Annotated in this window: 20 protein-coding genes; 7 read left to right on the top strand and 13 right to left on the bottom strand. The window is 39.1% G+C overall.

Annotation, left to right across the window (positions count from 1 at the left end; translation table 11 throughout):
* Positions 1-121 precede the first annotated feature (121 nt).
* The 5 genes from NST80_RS04290 (at position 122) to NST80_RS04270 (ending at position 4,442) form a co-directional block, all read left to right on the top strand.
* Entirely contained in the window at positions 122-805 is a 684-nt protein-coding gene (locus NST80_RS04290; RefSeq protein WP_084871336.1) for a phosphopantothenate--cysteine ligase, read from the top strand.
* The gene (gene coaC / locus NST80_RS04285) at positions 798-1,343 is read left to right on the top strand and encodes a phosphopantothenoylcysteine decarboxylase (RefSeq protein WP_084871335.1); all 546 of its coding nucleotides are present in this window, start codon (positions 798-800) and stop codon (positions 1,341-1,343) included. The genes NST80_RS04290 and coaC overlap by 8 nt, the downstream gene beginning before the upstream one ends.
* Before the next feature lie 28 nt (positions 1,344-1,371).
* Positions 1,372-1,944: an ECF transporter S component gene (locus tag NST80_RS04280; protein WP_084871334.1), complete on the top strand. Its 573-nt coding sequence runs from the start codon at positions 1,372-1,374 to the stop codon at positions 1,942-1,944.
* 66 nt (positions 1,945-2,010) lie between these two features.
* The gene (locus NST80_RS04275; protein WP_004182060.1) at positions 2,011-2,571 is read left to right on the top strand and encodes an ECF transporter S component; all 561 of its coding nucleotides are present in this window, start codon (positions 2,011-2,013) and stop codon (positions 2,569-2,571) included.
* Between the two features lie 152 nt (positions 2,572-2,723).
* Positions 2,724-4,442, top strand: a complete 1,719-nt coding sequence (locus tag NST80_RS04270) for a phospho-sugar mutase (RefSeq protein ID WP_004182081.1) — start codon at positions 2,724-2,726, stop codon at positions 4,440-4,442.
* A gap of 134 nt (positions 4,443-4,576) precedes the next feature.
* Here NST80_RS04270 and metF read toward each other — a convergent pair whose 3' ends face one another.
* The 3 genes from metF to NST80_RS04255 form a co-directional block, all read right to left on the bottom strand.
* On the bottom strand, positions 4,577-5,452 hold the full coding sequence (gene metF, locus NST80_RS04265) for a methylenetetrahydrofolate reductase [NAD(P)H] (protein WP_021144026.1): 876 nt from the start codon (positions 5,450-5,452) through the stop codon (positions 4,577-4,579).
* A 186-nt stretch (positions 5,453-5,638) separates the two neighbouring features.
* A complete protein-coding gene (metE, locus tag NST80_RS04260) occupies positions 5,639-7,888 on the bottom strand; it encodes a 5-methyltetrahydropteroyltriglutamate--homocysteine S-methyltransferase (protein WP_118171863.1) in 2,250 nt (749 codons plus the stop codon).
* A 250-nt stretch (positions 7,889-8,138) separates the two neighbouring features.
* A complete protein-coding gene (locus NST80_RS04255; protein ID WP_045001669.1) occupies positions 8,139-8,492 on the bottom strand; it encodes a hypothetical protein in 354 nt (117 codons plus the stop codon).
* A 146-nt stretch (positions 8,493-8,638) separates the two neighbouring features.
* On the opposite strand from NST80_RS04255, the gene pabB reads away from it, so the two are divergent.
* A complete protein-coding gene (pabB, locus tag NST80_RS04250; RefSeq protein ID WP_014633029.1) occupies positions 8,639-10,369 on the top strand; it encodes an aminodeoxychorismate synthase component I in 1,731 nt (576 codons plus the stop codon).
* A 216-nt stretch (positions 10,370-10,585) separates the two neighbouring features.
* Positions 10,586-13,222, top strand: coding sequence for a calcium-translocating P-type ATPase, PMCA-type (locus tag NST80_RS04245; RefSeq protein WP_118171865.1), 2,637 nt, complete (start codon positions 10,586-10,588; stop codon positions 13,220-13,222).
* A 146-nt stretch (positions 13,223-13,368) separates the two neighbouring features.
* Here NST80_RS04245 and dltD read toward each other — a convergent pair whose 3' ends face one another.
* The 10 genes from dltD to glyA all read right to left on the bottom strand — a co-directional run bounded on the left by dltD (position 13,369) and on the right by glyA (position 24,354).
* Positions 13,369-14,637: a D-alanyl-lipoteichoic acid biosynthesis protein DltD gene (gene dltD / locus NST80_RS04240; protein WP_073687013.1), complete on the bottom strand. Its 1,269-nt coding sequence runs from the start codon at positions 14,635-14,637 to the stop codon at positions 13,369-13,371.
* Positions 14,630-14,869, bottom strand: coding sequence for a D-alanine--poly(phosphoribitol) ligase subunit DltC (gene dltC / locus NST80_RS04235; RefSeq protein WP_002891149.1), 240 nt, complete (start codon positions 14,867-14,869; stop codon positions 14,630-14,632). The genes dltD and dltC overlap by 8 nt, the downstream gene beginning before the upstream one ends.
* A gap of 18 nt (positions 14,870-14,887) precedes the next feature.
* Positions 14,888-16,135 (bottom strand): D-alanyl-lipoteichoic acid biosynthesis protein DltB, encoded by a 1,248-nt coding sequence (gene dltB, locus NST80_RS04230; protein ID WP_342504646.1) that lies wholly within the window; start codon positions 16,133-16,135, stop codon positions 14,888-14,890.
* Positions 16,132-17,682, bottom strand: coding sequence for a D-alanine--poly(phosphoribitol) ligase subunit DltA (dltA, locus tag NST80_RS04225; RefSeq protein WP_227039397.1), 1,551 nt, complete (start codon positions 17,680-17,682; stop codon positions 16,132-16,134). The genes dltB and dltA overlap by 4 nt, the downstream gene beginning before the upstream one ends.
* A gap of 8 nt (positions 17,683-17,690) precedes the next feature.
* Complete coding sequence (locus tag NST80_RS04220; RefSeq protein ID WP_002885174.1) at positions 17,691-17,822, bottom strand: teichoic acid D-Ala incorporation-associated protein DltX; 132 nt, start codon at positions 17,820-17,822, stop codon at positions 17,691-17,693.
* A 176-nt stretch (positions 17,823-17,998) separates the two neighbouring features.
* Complete coding sequence (locus tag NST80_RS04215) at positions 17,999-19,747, bottom strand: ABC transporter ATP-binding protein (RefSeq protein ID WP_201041760.1); 1,749 nt, start codon at positions 19,745-19,747, stop codon at positions 17,999-18,001.
* Positions 19,737-21,476, bottom strand: a complete 1,740-nt coding sequence (locus tag NST80_RS04210) for an ABC transporter ATP-binding protein (RefSeq protein WP_342504645.1) — start codon at positions 21,474-21,476, stop codon at positions 19,737-19,739. The genes NST80_RS04215 and NST80_RS04210 overlap by 11 nt, the downstream gene beginning before the upstream one ends.
* Before the next feature lie 31 nt (positions 21,477-21,507).
* Complete coding sequence (locus NST80_RS04205) at positions 21,508-22,119, bottom strand: lysozyme family protein (RefSeq protein ID WP_073949933.1); 612 nt, start codon at positions 22,117-22,119, stop codon at positions 21,508-21,510.
* A gap of 1 nt (position 22,120) precedes the next feature.
* A complete protein-coding gene (locus tag NST80_RS04200; RefSeq protein ID WP_342504644.1) occupies positions 22,121-23,098 on the bottom strand; it encodes a nucleoid-associated protein in 978 nt (325 codons plus the stop codon).
* Positions 23,099-23,103: 5 nt separating this feature from the next.
* Positions 23,104-24,354 (bottom strand): serine hydroxymethyltransferase, encoded by a 1,251-nt coding sequence (gene glyA, locus NST80_RS04195; protein ID WP_342504643.1) that lies wholly within the window; start codon positions 24,352-24,354, stop codon positions 23,104-23,106.
* Between the last annotated feature and the right edge of the window lie 7 nt (positions 24,355-24,361).

Raw genomic sequence — 24,361 nt, 5'->3', positions numbered from 1 at the left:
TTACTTTTCAATGTTCGGTTTTTGTTTTGTTATAAATCGTTATAACTTTAATTTATAGGGGTACGCCTCAAAAATACTTACTTTTATTTACTAAAGACGCAATTTTTAGTACAATACTACTATGAAAATTTTGATTACATCGGGTGGTACCACTGAAAAGATTGATGCTGTACGTGGAATCACAAACCATTCAACAGGTTATCTAGGAAAGGAAATCGCTGAACTTTTCTTGGCTAAGGGTCACCAAGTAACCTTAGTAACGACCAAGACAGCGGTTAAACCAGAACCGAAAGAAAATCTAAAGATTACAGAAATTACGAACGTAGATAGTCTTCTCAAAAAGATGGAGCCACTCGTCAAAGAGCACGATGTTCTTATCCATAGTATGGCAGTCTCTGATTATACTCCTATTTATATGACGGATTTCGCTGAATTGGAGGACACCGAAGATCTCGCTCAATTCTTGCATAAATCTAACACTGAGAGCAAGATATCTTCAGCTTCAGATTATCAGGTTCTTTTTCTTAAAAAAACACCGAAGGTCATTAGCCTCGTCAAACAATGGAATCCTGCTATTCAATTGATTGGCTTCAAACTTTTGGTTAATGTAAGTAAAGAAGAGCTTTTTGAGGTTGCTCGTGCAAGTCTGAAACGCAACAAAGCTAATATTATTGTTGCCAACGACTTGAGTGATATTACTCCAGATCAACATATTGCCTATCTTGTTGACGAAAAAAACGAGGAGAAAGTTACGACTAAATCTGCGATTGCTCAAGCTTTATTTGAAAGGATATGCCATGACTAAACGTATCATCCTTGCTGTTTCAGGATCAATATCTGCCTATAAAGCAGCTGATTTAACAAGCAGGTTAAAGAAAAAAGGTTATGACGTTCATGTCATTATGACTGAAGCTGCGCAAGCCTTTATCACTCCTCTGACGCTTCAAGTCCTTTCGAAGAATCCTGTTCACACTGATGTCATGGAAGAAAAATCGGCTGAACGTATTAATCATATTGATTTAGGTAAAGAAGCTGACCTCTTTATTGTAGCTCCTGCTTCAGCAAATACCATTGCAAAATTAGCACATGGTCTAGCCGATAATATGCTTACTGCTACTGCCTTAGCTTCACCTAGCACCACACCAAAACTAATTGCCCCTGCAATGAATACGAAAATGTATGAAAATCCACTGACTAAGAAGAATTTAGATACTCTACATAACGTTGGCTACCAAGAAATTCTTCCAAAATCAGGTTTACTGGCTTGTGGAGATACAGGACGTGGTGCCTTAGCTGATATTGATGACATTATTGAATCCATTGACAATGCTTTAACAAAATAGCCTTGCAGAGAATAAAAAGGAGTTTATGATGAATAAGAAAAATAAAGCAAACCAAACGGCTCAGTTATCCCTCTTGATAGCTACAATGGTTGTAATCGAAGTACTCAGTCAAACCATCTTTGCTGCTTTTGTACTTCCAATCAAACCAACCCTAACCCATATCCCAGTTATTATCGCTAGCATCGTCTACGGTCCTAAAATTGGAGCTTATTTGGGTGGCTTCATGGGAATTATGAGTATTATTCGCAACACTGTTATCTATACGGTTAGTAGCTATCTCTTTAGTCCTTTTGTTGAAGGAGGAACTTGGGCATCTGTAGTCATTGCCATCGTCCCTCGTATCCTAATCGGTATTTTCCCTTACTTTGTCTACAAGTTACTTCAAAACCGTCTAGGTCTGACTTTATCTGGGGTTTTAGGTGCTTTCACAAATACATTTTTCGTACTTCTTGGCATCTACTTCCTAATCCCTAACTTCTACACAGCAGGTGGCAAAACACTAATGGCAACCATTTTCACAACAAATTCGATTGCTGAAATGATTATTGCTGGACTTTTGACAGTAAGTATCACTCCTATGCTTTTACGATTGAAAAAGTAAATCATTTAATCTATGGATAGTGCCGAAAATCAGATACTATTCTATAAACCGTTAAGGAGAATTTTTATGAAAAAATCAACCGCTATTGCAAGAATTGCCATCTTTTTTGCAGTAATGCTCACCATTCATTTTGTAACTTCCTTCATTCTCGAATTTGTTCCGTCTGGTATTCAACCGACCTTAGTTCATATTCCTGTTGTTATCGCTTCCGTCATTTATGGACCTAGAATCGGAGCTGTTTTGGGACTCCTCATGGGCCTCTTTAGTGTGACCATGAATACATTGGTTTTGACGCCAGCAAGTTTCCTCTTTAGTCCCTTTGTCTCACATGGAAATCTCTATTCTCTCATTATTGCACTGTTTCCACGTATTTTAATCGGAGTGACTCCTTACTTCGTCTATCGATGGCTACACAATCGTACTGGTTTAGTGACAGCTGCTATTGTCGGGTCTATGACCAATACCATTTTTGTTCTATTGGGAATTTATATCTTCTTCGGTAACATCTATGGTGGTAGTTTTCAACATTTTCTTGCTTTAATTTTGACAACAAACTCTCTTATTGAAGTTATTGCTACAGTTCTTGTCACAACTGCAGCCGTTCCGACACTTGAAAGATTAAAATAATTAGTTAGGTCGAGACTGATATGTCTTGGCTCTTTTATTTTCATTTACATTTTAGATACCATTTTCTTTTTAAAAAGATTTACAATTATCGCTAGAATTTTCTGAAAAAATTTGTTATAATGTAAGCGGTTAAAAATATAAAGGAGATTGCTATGTCTTACACTGAAAATTATCAAAAATGGCTCGACTTCGCTGAATTGCCTGCTTACCTTCATGATGAGTTGGTCGCAATGGATGAAAAAACGAAAGAAGATGCCTTCTATACCAACCTTGAATTCGGTACAGCTGGTATGCGTGGATTGATTGGTGCTGGTACTAACCGCATTAACATTTACGTTGTTCGCCAAGCAACTGAAGGTTTGGCCCAATTGATTGACTCAAAAGGGGAAGAAGCTAAAAAACGTGGTGTTGCTATTGCCTATGACAGCCGTCACTTCTCTCCAGAATTTGCATTTGAATCTGCACAAGTTTTGGCAGCTCACGGTATTAAATCTTACGTATTTGAAAGCCTTCGTCCAACACCTGAATTGTCATTTGCAGTACGTCATCTTCACACATTTGCTGGTATCATGGTAACAGCCAGCCACAACCCTGCACCATTTAATGGTTACAAGGTTTACGGAGAAGACGGTGGACAAATGCCACCAGCAGATGCAGATGCATTGACAGACTACATCCGTGCTATCGAAAATCCTTTCACTGTGCAATTGGCTGACCTTGAAGAAAGCAAAGCTAGCGGCTTGATTGAAGTTATCGGTGAAAACGTCGACGCTGAATACTTGAAAGAAGTTAAAGGCGTTAACATCAACCAAGACTTAATCAATGAATACGGTCGTGACATGAAGATTGTCTACACTCCACTTCATGGTACTGGTGAAATGTTGGCACGTCGTGCTCTTGCGCAAGCTGGATTTGAAGCTGTACAAGTTGTTGAAGCGCAAGCTGTACCAGACCCTGACTTCTCAACCGTTAAATCTCCAAACCCTGAAAACCAAGAAGCATTTGCTCTTGCTGAAGAACTTGGTCGCAAAGTAGACGCTGATGTATTGGTTGCAACTGATCCCGATGCTGACCGTCTTGGTGTTGAAATTCGTCAACCAGATGGTTCTTACCTCAACCTTTCTGGTAACCAAATCGGAGCTATCATTGCTAAATACATTCTTGAAGCTCACAAAACAGCTGGTACACTTCCTGCCAATGCTGCCCTCTGTAAATCAATCGTATCAACTGAGTTGGTTACTAAGATTGCAGAAAGCTACGGCGCAACGATGTTTAACGTCTTGACTGGTTTCAAATTTATTGGTGAAAAAATTCATGAATTTGAAACACAACACAACCACACTTACATGCTTGGTTTCGAAGAAAGCTTCGGTTACCTCATCAAACCATTCGTACGTGACAAAGATGCTATCCAAGCTGTTCTTATCGTTGCTGAAATCGCAGCTTACTACCGCTCACGTGGCATGACTTTGGCAGATGGTATCGAAGAAATCTACAAACAATACGGCTACTTCGCAGAAAAAACCATCTCTGTTACCCTTTCAGGTGTTGACGGAGCTGCTGAAATCAAGAAAATCATGGATAAATTCCGTGGCAATGCTCCTAAACAATTCAACAACACAGACATTGCTAAGACAGAAGACTTCTTGGAACAAACAGCTACTACTGCTGACGGCGTTGAAAAATTGACAACTCCTCCAAGTAACGTGCTTAAATACATCTTGGCTGATGATTCATGGTTTGCCGTTCGTCCTTCAGGTACAGAACCAAAAATCAAATTCTACATCGCTACAGTTGGTGAATCTGAAGCAGATGCTAAAGAAAAAATTGCGAATATCGAAGCAGAAATCAATGCTTTCGTAGGCGAGTAATATTTAAGACTTAGAGCTTAGCTCTGAGTCTTTTTTATACATTACACTACTAGAATTAAGGAAGTCACTTTTTTCATACTATAAACACGAAACCACCTATAGATTAAACTATAGGTGGTAGTTTTATGATTCAATTATAGAGCGCTAACTTGTGAATGATGCTTAAATAAGGAATGAGTCGCTTCGTGAATATGACGAGCAGTTTCTGCATTATTCATGGTGTAGAGGTGAACGCCTGCAACATCTTGAGTAACAAGGTCGACAATCTGGTCAATCGCATAAGCAAGACCTGCCGCTCTAAGTGACTCAGGATCATGCTCATACTTATCCAAAATGGCACGGAACTTACGTGGCAAATGGATATTCTCACAAGTCTTAAGCAAACGTAGAGCTTGGTTACGATTCAAAATTGGCATAATACCCGCATGAATTGGTACATCAATTCCAGCCAAGGTACATTTATCTTGAAAATCATAGAAACGTTCATTGTCAAAGAAGAGTTGGGTTAAAAGACCAGAACAACCTGCATCAACCTTTTTCTTAAGGTTTTGGATATCAGAGATTTGATTTGGCGAATCTGGATGCCCTTCAGGATAGCAGGCACCGATGATATCAAATTGAGGAGCTTCTTCCTTGATAAATTCAATCAAATCAGTGGCATATTTAAAGTCTTTAAGAGGTTCCACACCAGGAATGATATCGCCACGTAGGGCTAAGATACGGTGTACACCAACGGCATCCAAGTCACGTAAGGTATCAGCAACCTTTTCTTTACTCAAATAGATAGCTGGAAGGTGGGCAATCGTTGGGATAGCTAGGTCATTTTGAATATGATCTGCCAAAGGAACCGTCGTCTCTTTGATATTATATTTGTTATTACTAGCTGTCACACTGATAAAGTGTGGAGCCAATCCTTGCATATCCTCAAGAGCACGTAGGATTTTTTCATTACCTACTGCTGGGTTAGGTGGAAAGACTTCAAAAGAGAGTGATGGTGTTTGGCTTGTCATATTTTATACCTTCTTCTTTTTAGATTTTTGTTAAGACGAAAGCTGTTTTAAGTGCCTACTGACTTCATGAGTTCAGTTAAACACTTGTTAATCATAGCCTGCTTGCAAAAATCTTTAGAAAATTATTCGCTATTGAAAACCTTCTACACTTAAGGAAGAAGGTCTTCAACGTATGATAACTTCTGCTTACAAGTTTTCGCGAGCTGCTTTTGCAGCTTCTACAAGCTTGATCAAGCTTTCTTTAGTTTCTTTGATTCCGCGAGTCTTCAAACCACAGTCAGGGTTGATCCAAACTTTACCGCTTGGTACTTTAGCCAAGATTGCTTCGATAGTGTGGTCAATTTCACCGTCTTGTGGGACACGTGGTGAGTGGATATCGTAAACCCCAGGTCCAACTTCTGTTTGGAAGTTTTGAGCTTTAAGTTCATCCAAGATTTCAAGATTTGAACGGCTAGCTTCAAATGAGATAACGTCAGCATCTAAGTTGTCGATAGCTGGGATGATATCTGTAAATTCTGAGTAACACATGTGAGTGTGGATTTGTGTGTCTGGTGCTACTGTTGAGTGAACCAAACGGAAGGCTGGAATAGCCCAGTCGAGGTAATCCTCGTACCAGTCACTACGACGGAGTGGCAATTTTTCGCGAAGAGCAGCTTCGTCAATTTGGATAATTTTAACGCCTGCAGCTTCAAGGTCAAGAACTTCATCTTTGATTGCAAGAGCAATTTGAAGAGTTGAATCCTTGATAGAGATGTCTTCACGTGGGAATGACCAGTTAAGGATAGTAACAGGTCCAGTCAACATACCTTTAACAGGTTTGTCAGTACGGCTTTGTGCGTAGCTAGACCATTTCACAGTGATTGGGTTAAGACGAGTCACATCACCCCAAATGATTGGTGGTTTAACCCCACGCATACCATATGATTGCACCCAACCGTTTTTAGAGAAGAGGTAACCTGACAAGTTTTGACCGAAGTATTCAACCATGTCGTTACGTTCGAATTCACCGTGTACAAGCACATCAAATCCAACTTCTTCTTGCCATTTAATCCATTCATCAGTGATTTCAGCAAGGAATGCATCGTATTCTTCTTGTGACAATTCATTCTTACGGAAAGCCAAACGTTTAGCACGAACTTCCTTAGTTTGAGGGAATGAACCGATAGTTGTTGTTGGAAGCAATGGAAGTTTGAAAGCATCTTTTTGAATCACTTCACGTTCTGCAAATGCTGGCAAACGAGTGTAATCAGCTTCAGTCAAGCCTGCAATACGAGCACGAAGTTCAGCATTTTCACCAACACGCTCAGTCGCAAAGAGTTCTTTGTTGGCTGCAAGGGCTTCTGCACCTTGACCATTGCGGATAGCATCCAAATCACGCAATTCGTCCAATTTTTCAACCGCAAAAGCAAAGTGGTTCAAGATAGCTGGTTCAAATTCTTCGTTAGCAGTTGTAAATGGTACATGAAGAAGTGAGCAAGATGTTGTCAAAACAACATTTTCAGCTGGAACTTGTTCAAGAATTTCAAGACTCTTCTCGTAGTTGTTACGCCAGATGTTTTTACCGTTGACGATACCGGCATAGAGAGTCTTATCAGCTGGGAAACCACCTTTAACCAATTCAAGTGTTTTCTTACCTTCAACAAAGTCAAGACCAATACCATCAACTGGCAAGTTCACAAGATCATTGTAGACATCACGAACATCACCAAAGTAAGTTTGGATCAAGACTTTAAGACCTTTTTTATCAGCCAAGAGTTTGTTGTAGATATTCAAGAAGAGAGCTTTTTCTTCAGCTGTCAAATCTTTAACAAGGGCTGGCTCATCGAGTTGAATACGAGTCGCACCAAGCTCAGCCAATTTTGCGAAGACTTCTTGGTAAGCAGCAGCCAGGCTGTCGACGAAGTCTTCAGCTTTTACACCATCTTCAAAATCAGACAATTGAAGGAAAGTGAATGGTCCAACCACAACTGGGCGTGTGTTAAGTCCCAATTCTTTAGCTTCTTGGTACTCATCAAAAATCTTGTGACCAGCAAGTTTAACTTCTGTTGTTTTTTCAAATTTAGGAACGATGTAATGGTAGTTAGTGTTAAACCATTTTTTCATAGGAAGGGCACGTACATCCCCTTTTTCACCTTGGTAACCACGCGCCAAAGCAAAGTAACGTTCAAGATCTGTCAAATCCAAGTTTTGAACAGATTCAGGTACGACGTTGAAAAGGAAAGCTGCATCAAGGAAGTTATCGTAATGTGAAAAATCATTTGAAGGAATTTCACTGATACCCTTCTCTTTAACAATATTCCAGTGTTTTGCACGTAAGTCTTTGGCTGTTGCTAAGAGTTCATCTGCAGTAATTTCATTTCTAAAGTATTTTTCTGTTGTAAATTTTAATTCGCGGAATTCACCCAAACGTGGGAAACCAATGATAGTAGTTGACATCTTGTGTCCTCCTCTTTGTTGTTGAACTTATCTTACCAAAGAAATGGGTGGCTGTATAATTGCTATTAGTTTTCTCTATATATAGTTTTAGACTATAACCTATAAAGTAATGGGTTTCTAGCTACCGTTATCTCCTTTTGTTTAGATATTGTTATAGCTAATAACTATACATCAACCTGATAAAACCTTTTTTAACAAAAAATCCCTAGACTTTTGTCTAGAGACTCTATTATTTACTAGGATTAGGATACTAAGCTCTATAGGTGCTCAGTACTTTCTCTTGAATCCAAGATGATGTATAAGACATATTCTCACTATTGTAACTTTTCCAAATATAATAACCAAAAACTACCAGTACCAATAAGAAACAAATTCCCAATACGACTAACCAAATGATTTGTTTCTTTAAGCTATCATACTCACTCATATAGCTATTATGAATTTTAATAAGTTCATTTCTTTTTTTGTTACTTGACTCTTTAGCAATGGCAATTTCTAGCTCGTACATTTGATGCTTCCATGAATTACTTTTAGATGTCCCTCTTTTCATTTTTTTATGTAAAAAACTGCTGTTACCCTTCTTTAAATTGTTTTTTTTTGTCATACTTCCCTCTGAAATCTTCTTTTAGTCACCACTATTATAACATATGTAAAACTGTCAAAAAAGTTCATTTTTAGTTAAAATTTTGAGAAAGAGAATTAAAACATGAAAAAGAACCAGAGGGAAACTTCTTATGTTATACTCTAAGTATGCATAAGAAAACTGTTATTGATTTTAAAGAACTTGGTGTCAGACAAATCTTTACAGACGCCATTAAAGAACTAAAAACAAAGGACATTAAGGAAGTTAAGCATCTCTTAACTGAAGTCGAAGCCTATCAAAATAAGGGCTATTATGCAGTAGGTTATGTTTCCTATGAAGCAGCTCCTGCCTTCGAGACAAAATTTCAGGTTATTGCTGGTCCATTAATGTCAGAGTATCTCCTCTACTTCACTATTCATGAAACTGTTCAAATAGAGCCTATTCCACTTGCTTATGAGCCAATTGCCTTACCAAAATCTTGGCAAGAGCTAACTTCTGCAGAGGAATACAAGGCTGCTATTGAGCAAATACACCACCATATTCGACAAGGTGATACTTATCAAGTCAATTATACTGTTCAACTTCAACAGAACCTGACAGCTGATCCCTTTGCCATCTATAACCGATTGGTTGTTGAGCAAAATGCACATTACAATGCCTTTATTCAGCACGATGATGTCTCTATCATTTCCATAAGCCCAGAACTCTTTTTTAAAAAAGATGGTGATAGATTGACCACTCGTCCTATGAAAGGTACTACTAATCGTGGTTTGACAAGTGAATCTGACCTCAAACAAGCCCAGTGGCTAGCTCAGGATCAGAAAAATCGCTCTGAAAATATGATGATTGTCGATCTTCTTAGAAATGACATGAATCGTATTTCAAAAATAGGAAGTGAGGATGTCAAGAGCCTTTGCCAAGTTGAACAATACTCTACGGTTTGGCAAATGACTTCGACTATTGAGACGCAACTCCTACCAAATAGTAGTTTAAGCGATGTCTTCCAAGCCCTTTTTCCATGCGGCTCGATTACAGGTGCCCCAAAAATAGCAACCATGGAGATTATTAAGAAGGTTGAAAAACAGCCTCGAGGTGTCTATTGTGGAGCTATTGGTATCTTGATGCCACAGGGACCTAGTATTTTCAACGTGGCCATTCGAACACTACAAATGGAAGGAACCAAAGCTATCTATGGTGTCGGAGGAGGTATTACCTGGGATAGCAACTGGGAAGCTGAATATGAAGAAACCAAGCAAAAAGCTGCTGTTCTATACCGTCAGAACCCCAAATTCAATCTCATTTCAACTGGTCGTGTCCATCAAGGAAAACTGCTATTTCTTGAGGAGCATATGAAACGCTTGCAAGAGAGCAGTCGCTACTTTGACTATCCTTTCAATGCAGAAAAAGCACACTATCAAGTCGAAGCTCTGTGCCAATCACTAAACCTTGACAAAGACTACCGTCTTAAAATGTCACTTGCAAAAGATGGTGAACTGAAGTTTGAACATACCCAATTAACAAACTTATCTAATGACTTCTGCCAAGCAAGGTTAGTTGAGCAAAGGCATCCGTTGGATAGCCCCTATACCTTCTTCAAAACAAGTTACCGTCCTCACCTTAGTATCGAACCTCACGAACAAATTTATTATAATCATGAGGGGCAACTCCTAGAAACCTCTATCGGTAACATCGTTCTTAAAATCAAAGACCAACTCTACACACCACCCGTTCACCTCGGCCTCTTAAATGGCATCTACAGACAAAGACTTATTGCTGATAATAAGCTTAAAGAAAAAGTCTTGACCTTAAAAGATATGGAACAGGCTCAGGCCATCTATGGATGCAATGCGGTGAGAGGGTTGTATGAATTGAAGGTGAAAAAACAGAATTATCTCTAAATAAAAAATGCGGGTTCTTTGTACACTCCTACACTTGCTAAAGAGAAAAGAAACTTCAATATTCTATTGGTGAAAAATCAACAACTTAATAGTAAAATAAAGTATAATACTTACTGATGGTTATTCAGTTATCGTGACTGTAATGATGAACTTTTTGGCTTATAATTTACTAGCCTTAAAACTCAGTAATAATTTAGAAAGGATACAAAACCTTAAATGAAAAAATTTAAAGGCTTGACTTCTGCTGAAGTTCAAGCAAGTAAAAACGCCCATGGCGATAATAGGCTCTCTAGTAAAGAGGCAAACTCGCTCCTCTCAATCTTTATCGAAGCCTTCCAAGATCAATGGATTCTTATCCTCTTGGCTGCCTTAGGATTAAAAATCATCTTCAACTTTGTTGGAATGATTTTCCCTGCTATTGGTGAAGCTAATTGGTATGAGGCTATCTCACTAATTTTCGCCATTTTGATGTCTACAGGATTTTCAGCAGTCTCACAATACCGAAATGAGCAAAAGTTCAACACTCTTCAGGAAGAGGCTTCAAAAACTAATGCTAAGGTTTATCGTGATGGTAAACTTAAAGAGGTTCTCGTTGATGATATTGTGAAAGGTGATCAGATTCTCCTTCAATCAGGGGACAAGATCCCAGTTGATGGTATCATCTTGGAAGGTGAATTAAAAGTAAACCAAGCTGTCCTTAATGGTGAAAGTGAAGATGCTAAAAAACTTCCTCTTGGTGATCAAGCAGAGCCAGACTCTTCCGACCTCTTTACAGAGCTCAAAGTCTTCCGTGGTACAGTTGTTACTTCAGGCGAAGCCGTTATGGAAGCTACACAAATTGGTGATAATACCGTTCTAGGAAGCATCAATACTTCTCTTCAAGAAGATAGTAAAGATTCACCATCCAAAGAAAAACTCAACAAGCTGGCTGGAAACATCGGTGTCCTCGGTTATAGTGCAGGTGTTGCATATTCAGTAATCAACCTTGTCTTAGGCTTTATTGCCCTCAATAAGGCTAATAACCTCAATGGTGGTTCAATCTTCCTTCTTATCATTGAAACCATTCTCTTTGCGGTTACAATCATCATCATGGCCGTTCCAGAAGGTCTCCCAATGATGTTGGCACTCGTTTCTTCAATGAACTCAGGTCGACTTTTAGCACAAAATATCTTGGTTCGCCATCCTGATACCATTGAAACAGCCGGATACATGAATATCCTCTTCAGTGATAAGACTGGTACTATCACTGAAGGTAAACTATCTGTAGTTGACTTCTTCCTTGCTGATGGAACACTTTATGCAGCTACTGGTGAAACTGACGCTCCTGATTTTGACACAATGTCAGATAGCCTTAAAGCTGAAATGATTAATGGTATCGGTCTTAATAACGACGCCATGGTAGCTGATGGCAGTGCTGTTGGTAGTAACGCCACTGACCGTGCACTTCTTGATTTCCTTATCGGACGTTCTCAACTTGATTTTGATACAAATACTATTACTGAGAAGCAACAATTCAACTCAGCAACAAAATTCGCAAGTGTAACGACTAAGGACGGAAAAACCTACATCAAAGGTGCTCCAGAATTCATCCTAAATGACTGCTACTACTATCTTGATAAAGATGGTAATAAACAAAACTTTACAGATGATATTAAAGCTCGTTTCCAAGAATTATCATTGGAACAAGCTAACCGTTCAATGCGTTTACTTGCTATCCTCAATACAGATGGTAATGATAAAGTTTTAATTGGTATCGTATGTATCCGTGATAACGTTCGTTCTTCAATTAAACAAACTGTTGAAACAATGAACCGTGCAGGGGTTCAAGTAGTTATGGTAACTGGTGACCGTAAAGAAACCGCTGTTGCTATCGCTAAAGAAGCCGGTATCGTTACTGGTCAAAATGACCTTGTCCTTACTCACGATGAACTTTCTGCCCTCTCAGATCAAGAACTCAAACAACAATTGCCTCACTTAAAAGTGGTCAGTCGTGCCCTTCCAATGGATAAAAAACGTCTTATTGAGGCAGCTCAAGACCTCGATATGGTTGCTGGTATGACAGGTGATGGAGTCAATGACTCACCTGCCCTTAAATCGGCTGATGTCGGATTCTCAATGGGTGATGGTACTGAAGTCGCACGTGAAGCCTCAGATATCGTTATCTTGAATAACTCATTGACTTCGATTGAAAAAGCCGTCCTCTATGGACGTACTATGAGTAAGTCAGTAAGTAAATTCATTATCTTCCAATTAACCGTTAACGTGACTACAATTGCTATGTCACTTCTCTCACCACTTTTGGGCCTCAAAGAACCATTTACAATTATCCAAATTCTCTGGATTAACCTTATCATGGACACACTTGCTGCCCTTGCCTTTGGTGAAGAGCCTACCCTAGATCGTTACATGAATGAAAAGCCAGTTGCTAAGAAGGCAAATATTCTTACTGGCTATATGAAATCTGCTATTGGTGTAGCTAGCGTCTTCATTACTCTTGTATGTTTAGCTATTCTTAAAAATGTTGGTGGTATCCAAGACTTTATCACAAATGGAACTGGCAACTTTGAAATGGTAACAACATTCACCTTTACAGTATTTATCTATGCTGTCATTTTCAACTCACTTAATACACGTAGTAATGGATTCAATGTTTTTGAACATATCGGCGAAAACAAGAAATTCTCAATTGTAATGATTTCTATTGCTGTCGTTCAAACCTTGATCATTCAATTCGGTGGAAAAGTATTTAGTACCGTTCCTATGGACGTTCAACACTATATCGTTGCACTTCTTATCGCGGTTTTGATTATCCCTGCAGATTTAATTCGAAAAGCTCTAACTAAAAACAAATAACCATCTGTTTAACATATTATAAAACTTAAAAGGATAAAAAGGATTGGCGTAATTCCCAATCCTTTTTATAATTTATGAAGGTGATACCGTGGAAAGATCATAACATAAAAAGGCTTTAACAAGCCTTTTTGATTTATTAAGTAATGCTACTTAAACTGACTAGGAGCCCCTGTATAACCTGCCCAATCCTTACTATAAAAGCGGTCGTTCAAGTTATAGCTAGGTGCAGGTGTTGGATTACTTACAAATGGATCAACAGCCTTGTCAAAGGCTACCCATCCTTTCCATCCCATATGAATGGTATCTTGCATGAAGTAAGGTTGATCTCCATCTTTTGAAAAATCGGCAATATTGGTAAAGCCTTGACTTTCTAATTGATAACAGATTTTAGAAACCGTAGCATCATACATTTCTTGACTTAATCCCGTATAAGCCATCCACTTGCTATTAACAGGTGGGATGACAAAGATGACGTTAGTATTTGACTTAGCAAATTGATTTAACACCAACTGTAGGTCACCGTATTCTTGTGAAACTTCATACGAAAGATTCTTTTGGAACCCTTTAAGTTTACCAATCTTTTTAGCCAAACGTTTCTTATAGAAACGGTCATCGATACCAAAGTCGTTTGACTTGGTATGGGCTTCTGCATCTCTTACGGCAACCTGGTCAAGTGCCTCGTAAGAGAGCTTGTCTGGCAACTCTTTAAGATAAGGAAGAACCTTCTTGTCGTAATTTGCATTATTTGATGCTGCAAAAGGACTGAACAAGGCATCTTCTCGCTTATTAAGCTCTGCCATAATTTGAATATAAGTCTTATCAAGAGAATTTAAATCTTGCCCATTAGCCACTTTAGAAAGTTGAGATTTCATAGTAATCTCAGGTTTCATCTCTAAGATACGCTGAGCAGCATATTGAGAATTTGCATCCGTCTGATTTTGACTTAAGAAACTACTAAGTTGGTCGTTATTATAGAACTGCTGGAAAGCCGCAGAATTGTAACCTTTTTTAGTAAACCACTGTGGTGACAAGACGTAGACTGCTGTCCCATTTTTCAATTCAGGAAGCATTTGTTGCATTCCCAAATATTGGTTTAGAGAGGCAGCCCCACGTTGTCCAATAAAATATGGGCGATAGTTACGGTCATATTTTTCAGCTAAAACAGCTGGATGAAGGGCATCAAAACGCAACCACTCACTAGACCCAAAGAAAGGGACAAATCGATGATTCTTATCAGAAAGAGCTGTCGTCTTATTAATACGACTCTTAAAGTTCTCAGTTGTCAAGGTTACTGCGTTACGTTTTTCAACCTCATAACTATGTTTTCTGCCTTGAGGGTAGGAAAAAATAACTATTACTACCAAGACTAAGGCACAGATTATAGGGCCAAAAATTTGCCATAAACGCTTAAGCATTGCGAAGCTCCGTTACCCCTTCAACAATCTTATTAGCTGTGTTCCAGTCATCACGACCAAATTCTGAAACTGGCACACGAATATCGAAACGTGATTCCAATTCAACGATAAGCTCAACTGTTCCCATAGAATCAAGAACACCAGCATCGAAAAGGTCTTCATCCATCATGTCTGAAACATCTTCCATGAAGAGTTCATCAATAATTTCAATAACTTCTGATTTTACATCCATTTTTTATAATTCCTTTACTTATTTTTTAGTGAACCAGAGGTCATTCAAGAATCCAGAGAAAATCAAGAATGACAACATAACAGTGTTAAATGTAATAAAGATTGCCAAAGCCTTCGTCCATTTATTATCAGGAAGTGGCTCAAGACCTGCTTTCTTACGCTCTTTATTAATAGTTTTCTTCTTACGTAACCAGGCATCATTGATTCCTAGACCAATACCATGGAAAATACCATAAGCAATGTAGTACCAGGTAACTCCATGCCAGAATCCCATAACCATCATATTAATGACATAGGCCACATTTGATGTCGTGTTACGATTTTTGAAAACCTTGTTTCGCATCAAAACCATAACCAAACGCATAAAGACAAAGTCACGGAACCAGAAAGACAAACTCATATGCCAACGATTCCAAAATTCTTTCAAGTCTCGTGAGATGAAAGGTTTGTCAAAGTTGATTGGGCTCTTAATCCCCATAAGGTATGATGCTGCCAAGGCAAACATCGAGTAACCCGCAAAGTCAAAGAAGAGATCAAAACCGAAAACATACATGACACCAAGTGTTGGTAAATTAAAGATACCACCCTGAGCCAAAGCTTGTGCTTTCAGTGAAGGCAAGAGCATACTTCCGAAAATCTGAGCCAAAACAAACTTATAGAGGAAACCAAGCATGATATATTTGACAGCTTGCTCCAACATATTCATCAGCTCGTCTCGCTCAGGAATCGCTTGGTAATCTTCGTTAAAGCGTTTGAAGCGATCAATAGGACCACTCGTAAAGGTTGGCATAAAGAGCATGAATCGGAGGAATTCTCCAAGTGTAAACTCTTTTAAGACACCATCCCGCATCTCGATAATCATACCAACTGATCGGAAGGTCAAGTAAGAAATGCCAAGAAAGTTTAAGAGTGACTGAGTACCATTTATCGCAGGCTCTACCTTAACAAAAATCAAGGGAAGGACTACAAGAAATGAGTGTAAATAGAAAACCCATTTATTGTCCTTTTTACTACGGTAATGTTTGTAGGAATAAACCCAGATGATTTGCCAAACGATATAGAAAAGTAAGGCTAGTAATTGGCTAGCATGTGTTCCTGTCAGAGCGAGAACAATAAAGGCTAGACTGACCAAACATTCATAAATCGCAAAACGCTTTTTAAAGAAGAGACCCACAAAGATTGGCAATAGAGCTAATCCAAGATAGATAAAATAGAAGGGATTACCGTAGGCTTCTAAATGGGGGAGCTGTTTCAAGAAGTCAATCATCGGTTGTTAACCTCACTGATAAGACCCTTGATATCGATTTTCCCATTTGGTGTTAAAGGCAAGCTCTCACGATAGAGGAACTTAGTAGGCATCATGTAAGACATCATAATATCTTCTAAGTCAGCCTTAATCGCCTTGGTGATATCAATTTCACGTTCAAACTGCTCACGAACACCATCCTTAAGAATCACATAAGCCAAGAGGTTCTGAACCTTATGGTCTTTATTGTAACGTGGCACAGCTACTGCTGAATCAATATACTTAGACTTATTAAGGTTTTGTGAAACATCCTCTAACTCAATACGGAAACCATTAAATTTAATCTGGAAGTCCATGCGTCCACCGTAAAGAAGGAGACCTTCATCAGTCATCGTTCCCACATCACCAGTATGGTAGGCAGGAAGGCCATTAAACTCGAAGAAGGCTTCAGCAGTCTTTTCAGGATTATTCATATAGCCTTTTGAAACTGCTGGTCCTGATACGATGATTTCACCCTGTTGACCATTTGGAAGGATATTGCCATCCTCATCGATAATATAAGTTGGTGAATCTTCCTTGGTATAACCAATCGGCAAACGCTTAAGGTTAGCCAGCATCTCATCAGTTACTGCTACTGCTGATAAGGCTACAGTTGCTTCAGTTGGTCCGTAAGCATTAATAATACGTGCTTCTGGGAAACGTTGGCGAAGCTTTTGAGCAGTCTTGACAGTCAACTCTTCTCCATCAAAATAGAAATGCGTAATTTCTGGCATCTTCTCTGCATTGAAGTCTTCAGACAACATTGCCATATCTGCAAAAGATGGTGTTGATGTCCAAATGGCAATTGGAAGTGAGAAGATCGTTTCAAAGAGCTTCTTGAAGTCCTGTGTAATAGCTGAAGGAAGAGCATAAAGTGTTCCTCCAAGTGCCAATGTAGGTGCCCAGTACATTACCGATAAGTCAAATGAATAAGGCGGTTGAGCCAGCATTTGTGGACGTGTTGGAGTCGCAAATTCCTTGTCCGTAATCATCCAGTTAGTGAAACTGAGGAGATTATTGTGTGAAATTTGTACCCCTTTAGGCTTACCTGTAGTTCCTGATGTAAAGATGATGTAATAAGTATCATCCCCCTTAACAGGATGAGTCACTTCGTAGCTAGTCTTGCTTTCAAAAGCTGCTATCACTTGGTCCAATGTTAGGATTGGAGCTTGGACATCCTCAAGTGGGAAGTCATTGATAGCAATAATCAGACTAGGCTCTGCTACTTCAACAATTGCCGTCACGCGCTCAAGAGCTGAGTGACTGTCTATTGGAATATAGGCGTGACCAGATTTAGTCAAAGCGACAAAAGTTGCCAACATTTCATACTCATGACCGCCATAAACCACAACAGGTGATTTTTCTGGAATATCAAGACTATCAATCTTGGCAGCTAGGCTATCCGAATCAGCTTTTAAGTCACCGTAAGTATGAACTTCCCCTAAAATATTGTAAACAGGAAAGTCAGGTTGTGATTGAGCAAACTGCTCAATCGTTTCGATCATATCTTTAATTTTTGTATTCGTCATTATTCTTCCTAAAATTCGTTATAGATAAAATTACCTTGACCTTGTCCTAGGTAATTGTAGAGATAAATTAGGGCCATAAAAATGGCGAAATAAAGCAAGGTTTGTCCTAAAAATACCAGGACGTTTTTATGTTTTAACATTCTAATTTTCGATACCTTTTTTTATATAATATCCTCTTTAGTTTACCATCTTATCAGTATTTTTTCCAATAAAAAAGAAAAAATAACTAAATTTCATTTCTTTTTCATTAATAAGTTTCCGTGATAAATGATTGGCTAAAATCATAAAAAAACAGAGCTTAAAAGCTCTGTCGGATTTAACTATTTTGTGTCTTTTGGGCCGTCTGCATACGATAGTACATTCCCTTAGCTTGCATCAGTTGTTCATGGGTTCCGTGTTCAACGATATCTCCATTATTCATGACCAAAATAAGGTCCGCATTTTCGATGGTAGACAATCGATGGGCAATGATGAAACTTGTTCGACCTTTCATTAATTTAGCGAAGGCCTCTTGAATGAGGAGCTCTGTACGGGTATCGATACTAGAAGTGGCTTCATCCAAGATTAAGATTTTAGGCACATTGACAAATATGCGAGCAATGGTCAAAAGCTGACGTTGTCCCTGAGAAAGGGATTGCCCAGCGTCATTCAAGTAGGTGTCATAGCCTTGAGGCAACTGCTGAATAAAGAAATCTGCGTTGGCAGCCTTGGCCGCTGCTATAACTTCTTCACGACTGGCTTCTGGATTACCATAGGCAATATTATCATGAATAGTGCCAACCTCAAGCCAAGTTTCCTGCAAGACCATCCCAATCTGTTTCCGAAGACTCTCACGAGTATAATCGGTAATAGGTCTACCGTCCAGTAGAATGTTCCCCTTATCCAAATCATAGAAACGCATAAGTAGGTTTATCAAGGTAGATTTTCCCGCTCCTGTAGGGCCAACAATGGCAACAGTACTTGCTTCAGGGATTTCAATGCTCAAATCCTTGATAAGAGGTTTATTAGGCAAATAGCCAAATTGGACATGATCAAATTGAAAACGTCCCTGCACATCTGCTTCTTCCAAGACCGCCTTACCTGTTTCTGTTATTTCCTCTTCATCCAATATCATATAAAGGCGATCAGCACAGGCCAAAGCACTTTGAAGTTCAGATAGAACAGATGAGATATCATTAAAAGGTTTCGTATACTGAGTCACATAATTTAGGAAGGTAGTCAATTGTCCCACTGTGAAAGCACCACCCGACATGATTCGATAGGCCCCAACACCTGCAATAAGAGCATAGATCAGACTATTAACAAAACGTGTAGCTGGGTTAACCGCTGACGAATAAAAGATAGCACCCTGTGAATAATCAGCATACTTACCATTGACGTCTTTAAAACTCCTAACCATCTGGTCTTGAGCATTTAGACTCTGTATTAAAGCTTCTTGAGTCAAACTTTCCTCAATCAACTGAGTCTGCATGCCTCTCCATTTAGTTTGATTGCGATAGAGTTGGTAGCTCTTCTTTGCGATAAAACGTGCCACAAGCATTGACAAAGGCGTCATCACTAGAACTAATAGCATCATGAACCAGTCTAAGCGAGCCATGGTAATGATTATGACAAAGATAGTCAAAAGCCCAACGAAAAATTGGTTAAAGACCATGAGAAGTCCGTTGTTTAACTGATCGCTATCTGTAGTCACACGGCTAACCATGTCTCCAGTTCCTTGACGATCAAGGTAACTAAGTGGCATAGCATGGATTTTCATCATGACTCGTTCACGTAAACTTTCACTATATGAATAAATTAATCGATTATAAATCAAAGGGTTAAGCCACTGGATTGCACTATTAGCTAAGATAACTACAAGCATCTGCCAAATTAAACGTGACATCAATAGAACGGCGTTCATCTTAAGAACAGCGTCCACTGCATCACCAATTAAGATAGGTAAGTAAACCGTTAAGGCAACTTGAATAATGGTCCCAACAGTTGCTAAGGCAAAGAGGTAACGCTGACTTAAGATATCTCTACTTAAACGTTTAAGCGTTGATTTATTATTTCTAGCCTTCATCAGCGACCTCCTTTTGATGTTGAGAATAATGAATGTCTTGATAGAGTTTATTTGTGGCAAGCAATTCTTCATGATTACCTAAGCCAACTTGATGTCCCTTATCAAGCACCAAAATTTGATCAACAGCTTTTAGACTATTTGTTCTTTGCGAAATAATAATCAAACTCGTTGATTTAAGATTGTCTCTGATAGCCGCTAGTAGACGACTTTCAGTCAAGTAATCTAGGGCTGAAGTGGAGTCGTCCAAAATCAAGAATGGTGCTGGTCTCATCAGCGCACGCGCAATAGTCAAACGTTGACGTTGACCCCCCGAAAAATTACGGCCAAATGACTCAACTGGCTCATCTAAACCAAGATCTTTGTCTTTAACAAAATCAGCAGCCTGAGCCATGTCAAGAGCATGCCACAATTCCTTATCACTTGGTTCGTGATCAAGTCCTAGTGATAAGTTTGAACGAATGGTTCCCCTAAATAACTCAGCTTTTTGTGGGACATAAGCAACCCAAGAACGCCACTCTTTAAGATTTTTTGGTGATTGTTGATTTTTGAAAATAGCTAAAGAACCAATCTGAGGTTGATATAAGTTCATGATTAAGTTTACCAAGGTCGATTTACCCGAGCCAGTACCACCAATAATACCCAGTGACTCACCTCTAGCAATCTTTAAATCAATCTCTTGTAGTGACGGTTGACTAGCTGTCGGATAGGTAAAAGTCATGTGGTCAATAGCAAGTCCTGTTTCCGACTGATCTGGTTTTCTTAGTGTTAAAGGTGCCTCAATATCCTCATCTTGGAGTTCAAAAATAGCTTGTACCCTTTTCGCCGAAATAAAGCTCTGGTTAAGATTGGTCAACATCATAGCCAATTTAAGAAGCTCCGTCAAAATTTGCAAGAGATAATTGACCAGAGCAATCAGCATCCCTTGAGACAGGAGTCCCCCTTGAATTTGCAGATTTCCTTGCCAAAGGACAGCAATCAAAGTCATATTAACAACTAAGAAAGTCAAAGGACCAATGAGACTTGCTATCACGCCTGTTTTGAGTTGCCACTTCTTCAGGTCTTTATTTACAGTCGTGAAATTATCTAATTCACGCTCACTCTGACCAAAGGCACGAATAACCCTCATACCTTCAAGTTGTTGGCGCGTATTAGTAACAATTGACTCATTAATCACTCGAATCTTGGCATATAAAGGATTGACGATGCGACTAGCTAGTACAATAATAAGGGTCAATACCAAGACCATACCAATAAACCAGAGGGTCAAGCGTGGACTGATTCGGAATGCCATAATAATGGCTCCCGTCACGATAATCGGCGCCCTCAAAAAGAGCCTCAAAAATTGATTTATCCCCGTTTGGATTTGAAAGGTATCACCAGTCAGGCGTGTTACCAAACTTGAAGTTCCAATCTCATCCCGCTTTTCCTTTGATAAACGCATGATTTTCGCATAGAGGTCATTGGTCAAGACTCGCGCATAACCAACTGCTGCTCTTGATGAAAAATACTGTGCTGAAATAGCAACGACAACACCAATAACGGCAAGTCCAAACAAGATAAAAATCATCAAAAAGAGATGATTTTTGTCTTTATTTGGAATAGTTGTGTCGACAATTCCAGCAATGACTAGTGGGACCAAAAGTTCGAAACTGGCTTCGATTAATTTAAAAACGGGTCCCAGGATGCTGTCTTTGACATATCCTTTAAAATAAACTAATAATGCTTTCATTTGTCTTTCCTTAAGAATGAAGCGTATCCTCTTAGAGACGAGAGAACATACGCATCAAAAAGAGGTTAAACTGCACTTCTTTGGCGTAATAAATATTTCCGCCATTTGTATAAAGTTTTCCGCCACCATAGTACATGGCAACCGGTTGGTAATAGGTGTAAGTTTCTCCACTGATATTTCCTAGACTTGGAGCAACGACATTTTTTGAATAAGCTTTTGCTAATTCGACGGTGTTAACTCCACCATTATCAGCCACATAATCGATATAGGCCTTACCAAAATTATAAGCTTGTACTGCTGTCCAAGGATCCACCTTATGGTGGGCAGCTTCTTCCAGATTTTCTGACAGCACCGTCACCCCTTGACGAATACTTTCTTTTCGATCTGTGATGGAGTTAGTCACCCCTGTAGAACTTTCACTGGACTGCATCACGTCATCTGTCTTCCCCTTGGTTTCTGTGTAGATCATAGCCAACACCAAATCGACATTGGTTGTATTATCAATGTCGTCCTCAGCCAATACCTCCTTAACCATGGATTCATAGGTTAAGACATGTTGAATATTGGCATGGGTTCGATAACATTGGATACCTATGATGAGGACTACGACAAAAACCGCCAGACGTCTTATCCATTTAAACATATTATTTATTGATGATATCCTCGATATTTTTGATGAGAATAGAGTAGGTGCCATCAGGATTTTGAATAAATTCAACACTATCGGCATCCTGATAAACATTATTAGGCACGATTAACTCAATTCCGTTCGATAACGATAATTTTTGATTCTCCAATTTCTTAATTTGACGTGAATGATCAATATCTGATACTGAGATAGGTTCAGGTATGGCCTCTTTGAGCTCATCAACGAAGGTCAAACGAGCTGTCAAATTATTATCAAAGAGCTGGTCCGCCAATTTTTCAGGTGATAACTCCTGGTCTTCTTCCAGGTTATTAAAAATAGCTGATTTCATTTTTCCTTGGAAATTAAAGTCATCCTGATTAAAATTCTCAGCAATCTTCTGAGCAGTATCTTCAACCATCTTAATTGATTTTTTAACAGACTGCTCAGGTTGGACCTGCAAGAGATTCTCAGAGAAATAATTGGCAAAGCTTCCATTATGCTTGATTCGCTTTTCAATCAAATAATACTGCTTACTACTACGATTGATTACCAAAGCTTCATCAGGTGTCTGAGCCGCAGATGGCAAATTATTTTGTGACAATTGAATAGGATGCTGACTATCTCCCAAAGAATGAATCAAACTGTCCTTGAGAGCAATACGCAAGAAAGCAAAATATTCTTGCCCTTCTTTATCAAACTGAATAAAGACCAAATCATTGGTCTTTTGATCTTCAGAAATGACAAATTCTTCCTTCCAAAGTTGGGAAATTTTAACAGAACTTTGCATCAAATCATCTCCTAGATGACTGATAAAAACATTTTCCGCATCGAAATAGCCCCGTTTAGCCTCATCTGAGAAAACTTTAGAGAGTTTCTTTCGAAAATACTCATCTAAGCGAGGCGTTATTTCAAGAGGTCCTTCAGCTAAAACCAGCTCCGTATCATTTGGCGAAAACTGGTGAATGATAATGCGTTTAATATATAAATCTAACATAGTTTTTAATAGAGTGGGAAGGCATCTGTAAGAGCTTTAACTTCTCCACGAATGTGTTCCAAAACTTCAGGTTTATCGTGATTTTCCAAAGCTTGAACCATTAATTCAGCAATTTTACGGCTCTCAGCTTCACCCATACCACGACTCGTAATAGCTGGACTACCAACACGGATACCAGATGTCTTGAATGGAGACAATTGCTCATATGGAATACCATTCTTATTTAAAGTAATATTAACTTCTTCAAGAACATTTTGCGCAACCTTACCATTTTCAACAACCTTAGTGACATCAACCAAGAAAAGGTGATTGTTAGTTCCACCTGAAATTACTCGGAAATCTGGATGTTGATTGAAAACGTCCGCCATAGCAGCAGCGTTTTTGATAACATTTTCGCCGTATTCCTTAAAGGCAGGGTCGAGTGCTTCTTTAAGAGCAACAGCCTTGGCAGCAATAACATGTTCCAAAGGACCACCTTGCAAACCAGGGAAGACTGCAGAATTCAATTTCTTAGCGATAGCTTCATCATCAGTCAAAATCAAACCACCACGAGGACCGCGAAGCGTCTTGTGGGTTGTTGTAGTTGTCACATGTGCATGAGGAACTGGACTCGGGTGATGACCAGACGCTACAAGACCTGCAATGTGAGCCATATCTACCATGAGGTAAGCACCTACAGCATCGGCAATTTCACGGAATTTAGCAAAATCAATGATACGAGAGTAAGCTGAAGCACCAGCCACGATGAGTTTTGGTTGCACTTCTTTAGCCTGCGCAAGAATGGCATCATAATCTAGGAGTTCAGTTTCCTTATCTACATTGTAAGCGACGAAGTTATAGGTCTTACCAGAGAAGCTAACTGGTGCACCGTGTGTCAAGTGACCACCCGCTGACAAATCCATTCCCATAACCGTATCACCTGGTTGGATTAATGACATGTAAACAGCAGCATTGGCTTGGCTACCTGAGTGAGGTTGCACGTTGGCAAATTTTGCTCCAAAAAGTTCTTTGGCACGCTCAATAGCAAGAGACTCAACCACATCAATCACGTCTGTACCACCATAGTAACGTTTACCTGGATAGCCTTCTGCGTACTTGTTAGTCAAGAGAGTTCCTTGAGCAGCCATAACAGCTTTAGATACTACGTTCTCAGAGGCAATCAACTCAATATTGTTTTGCTGACGTTCTGCCTCAGCATCGATGGCGTTCCATAGTTCAGGGTCAAATGCTTTGTAATCTTCTTTATCAAAAATCATAGAGGTC

Source organism: Streptococcus sp. FSL K6-1323 (assembly GCF_038630745.1).
Classification (GTDB): Bacteria; Bacillota; Bacilli; order Lactobacillales; family Streptococcaceae; genus Streptococcus; species Streptococcus salivarius_D.
The sequence above is the reverse complement of the archived record's forward strand: the minus strand, read 5'-3'. Positions and strand labels throughout refer to the sequence as shown.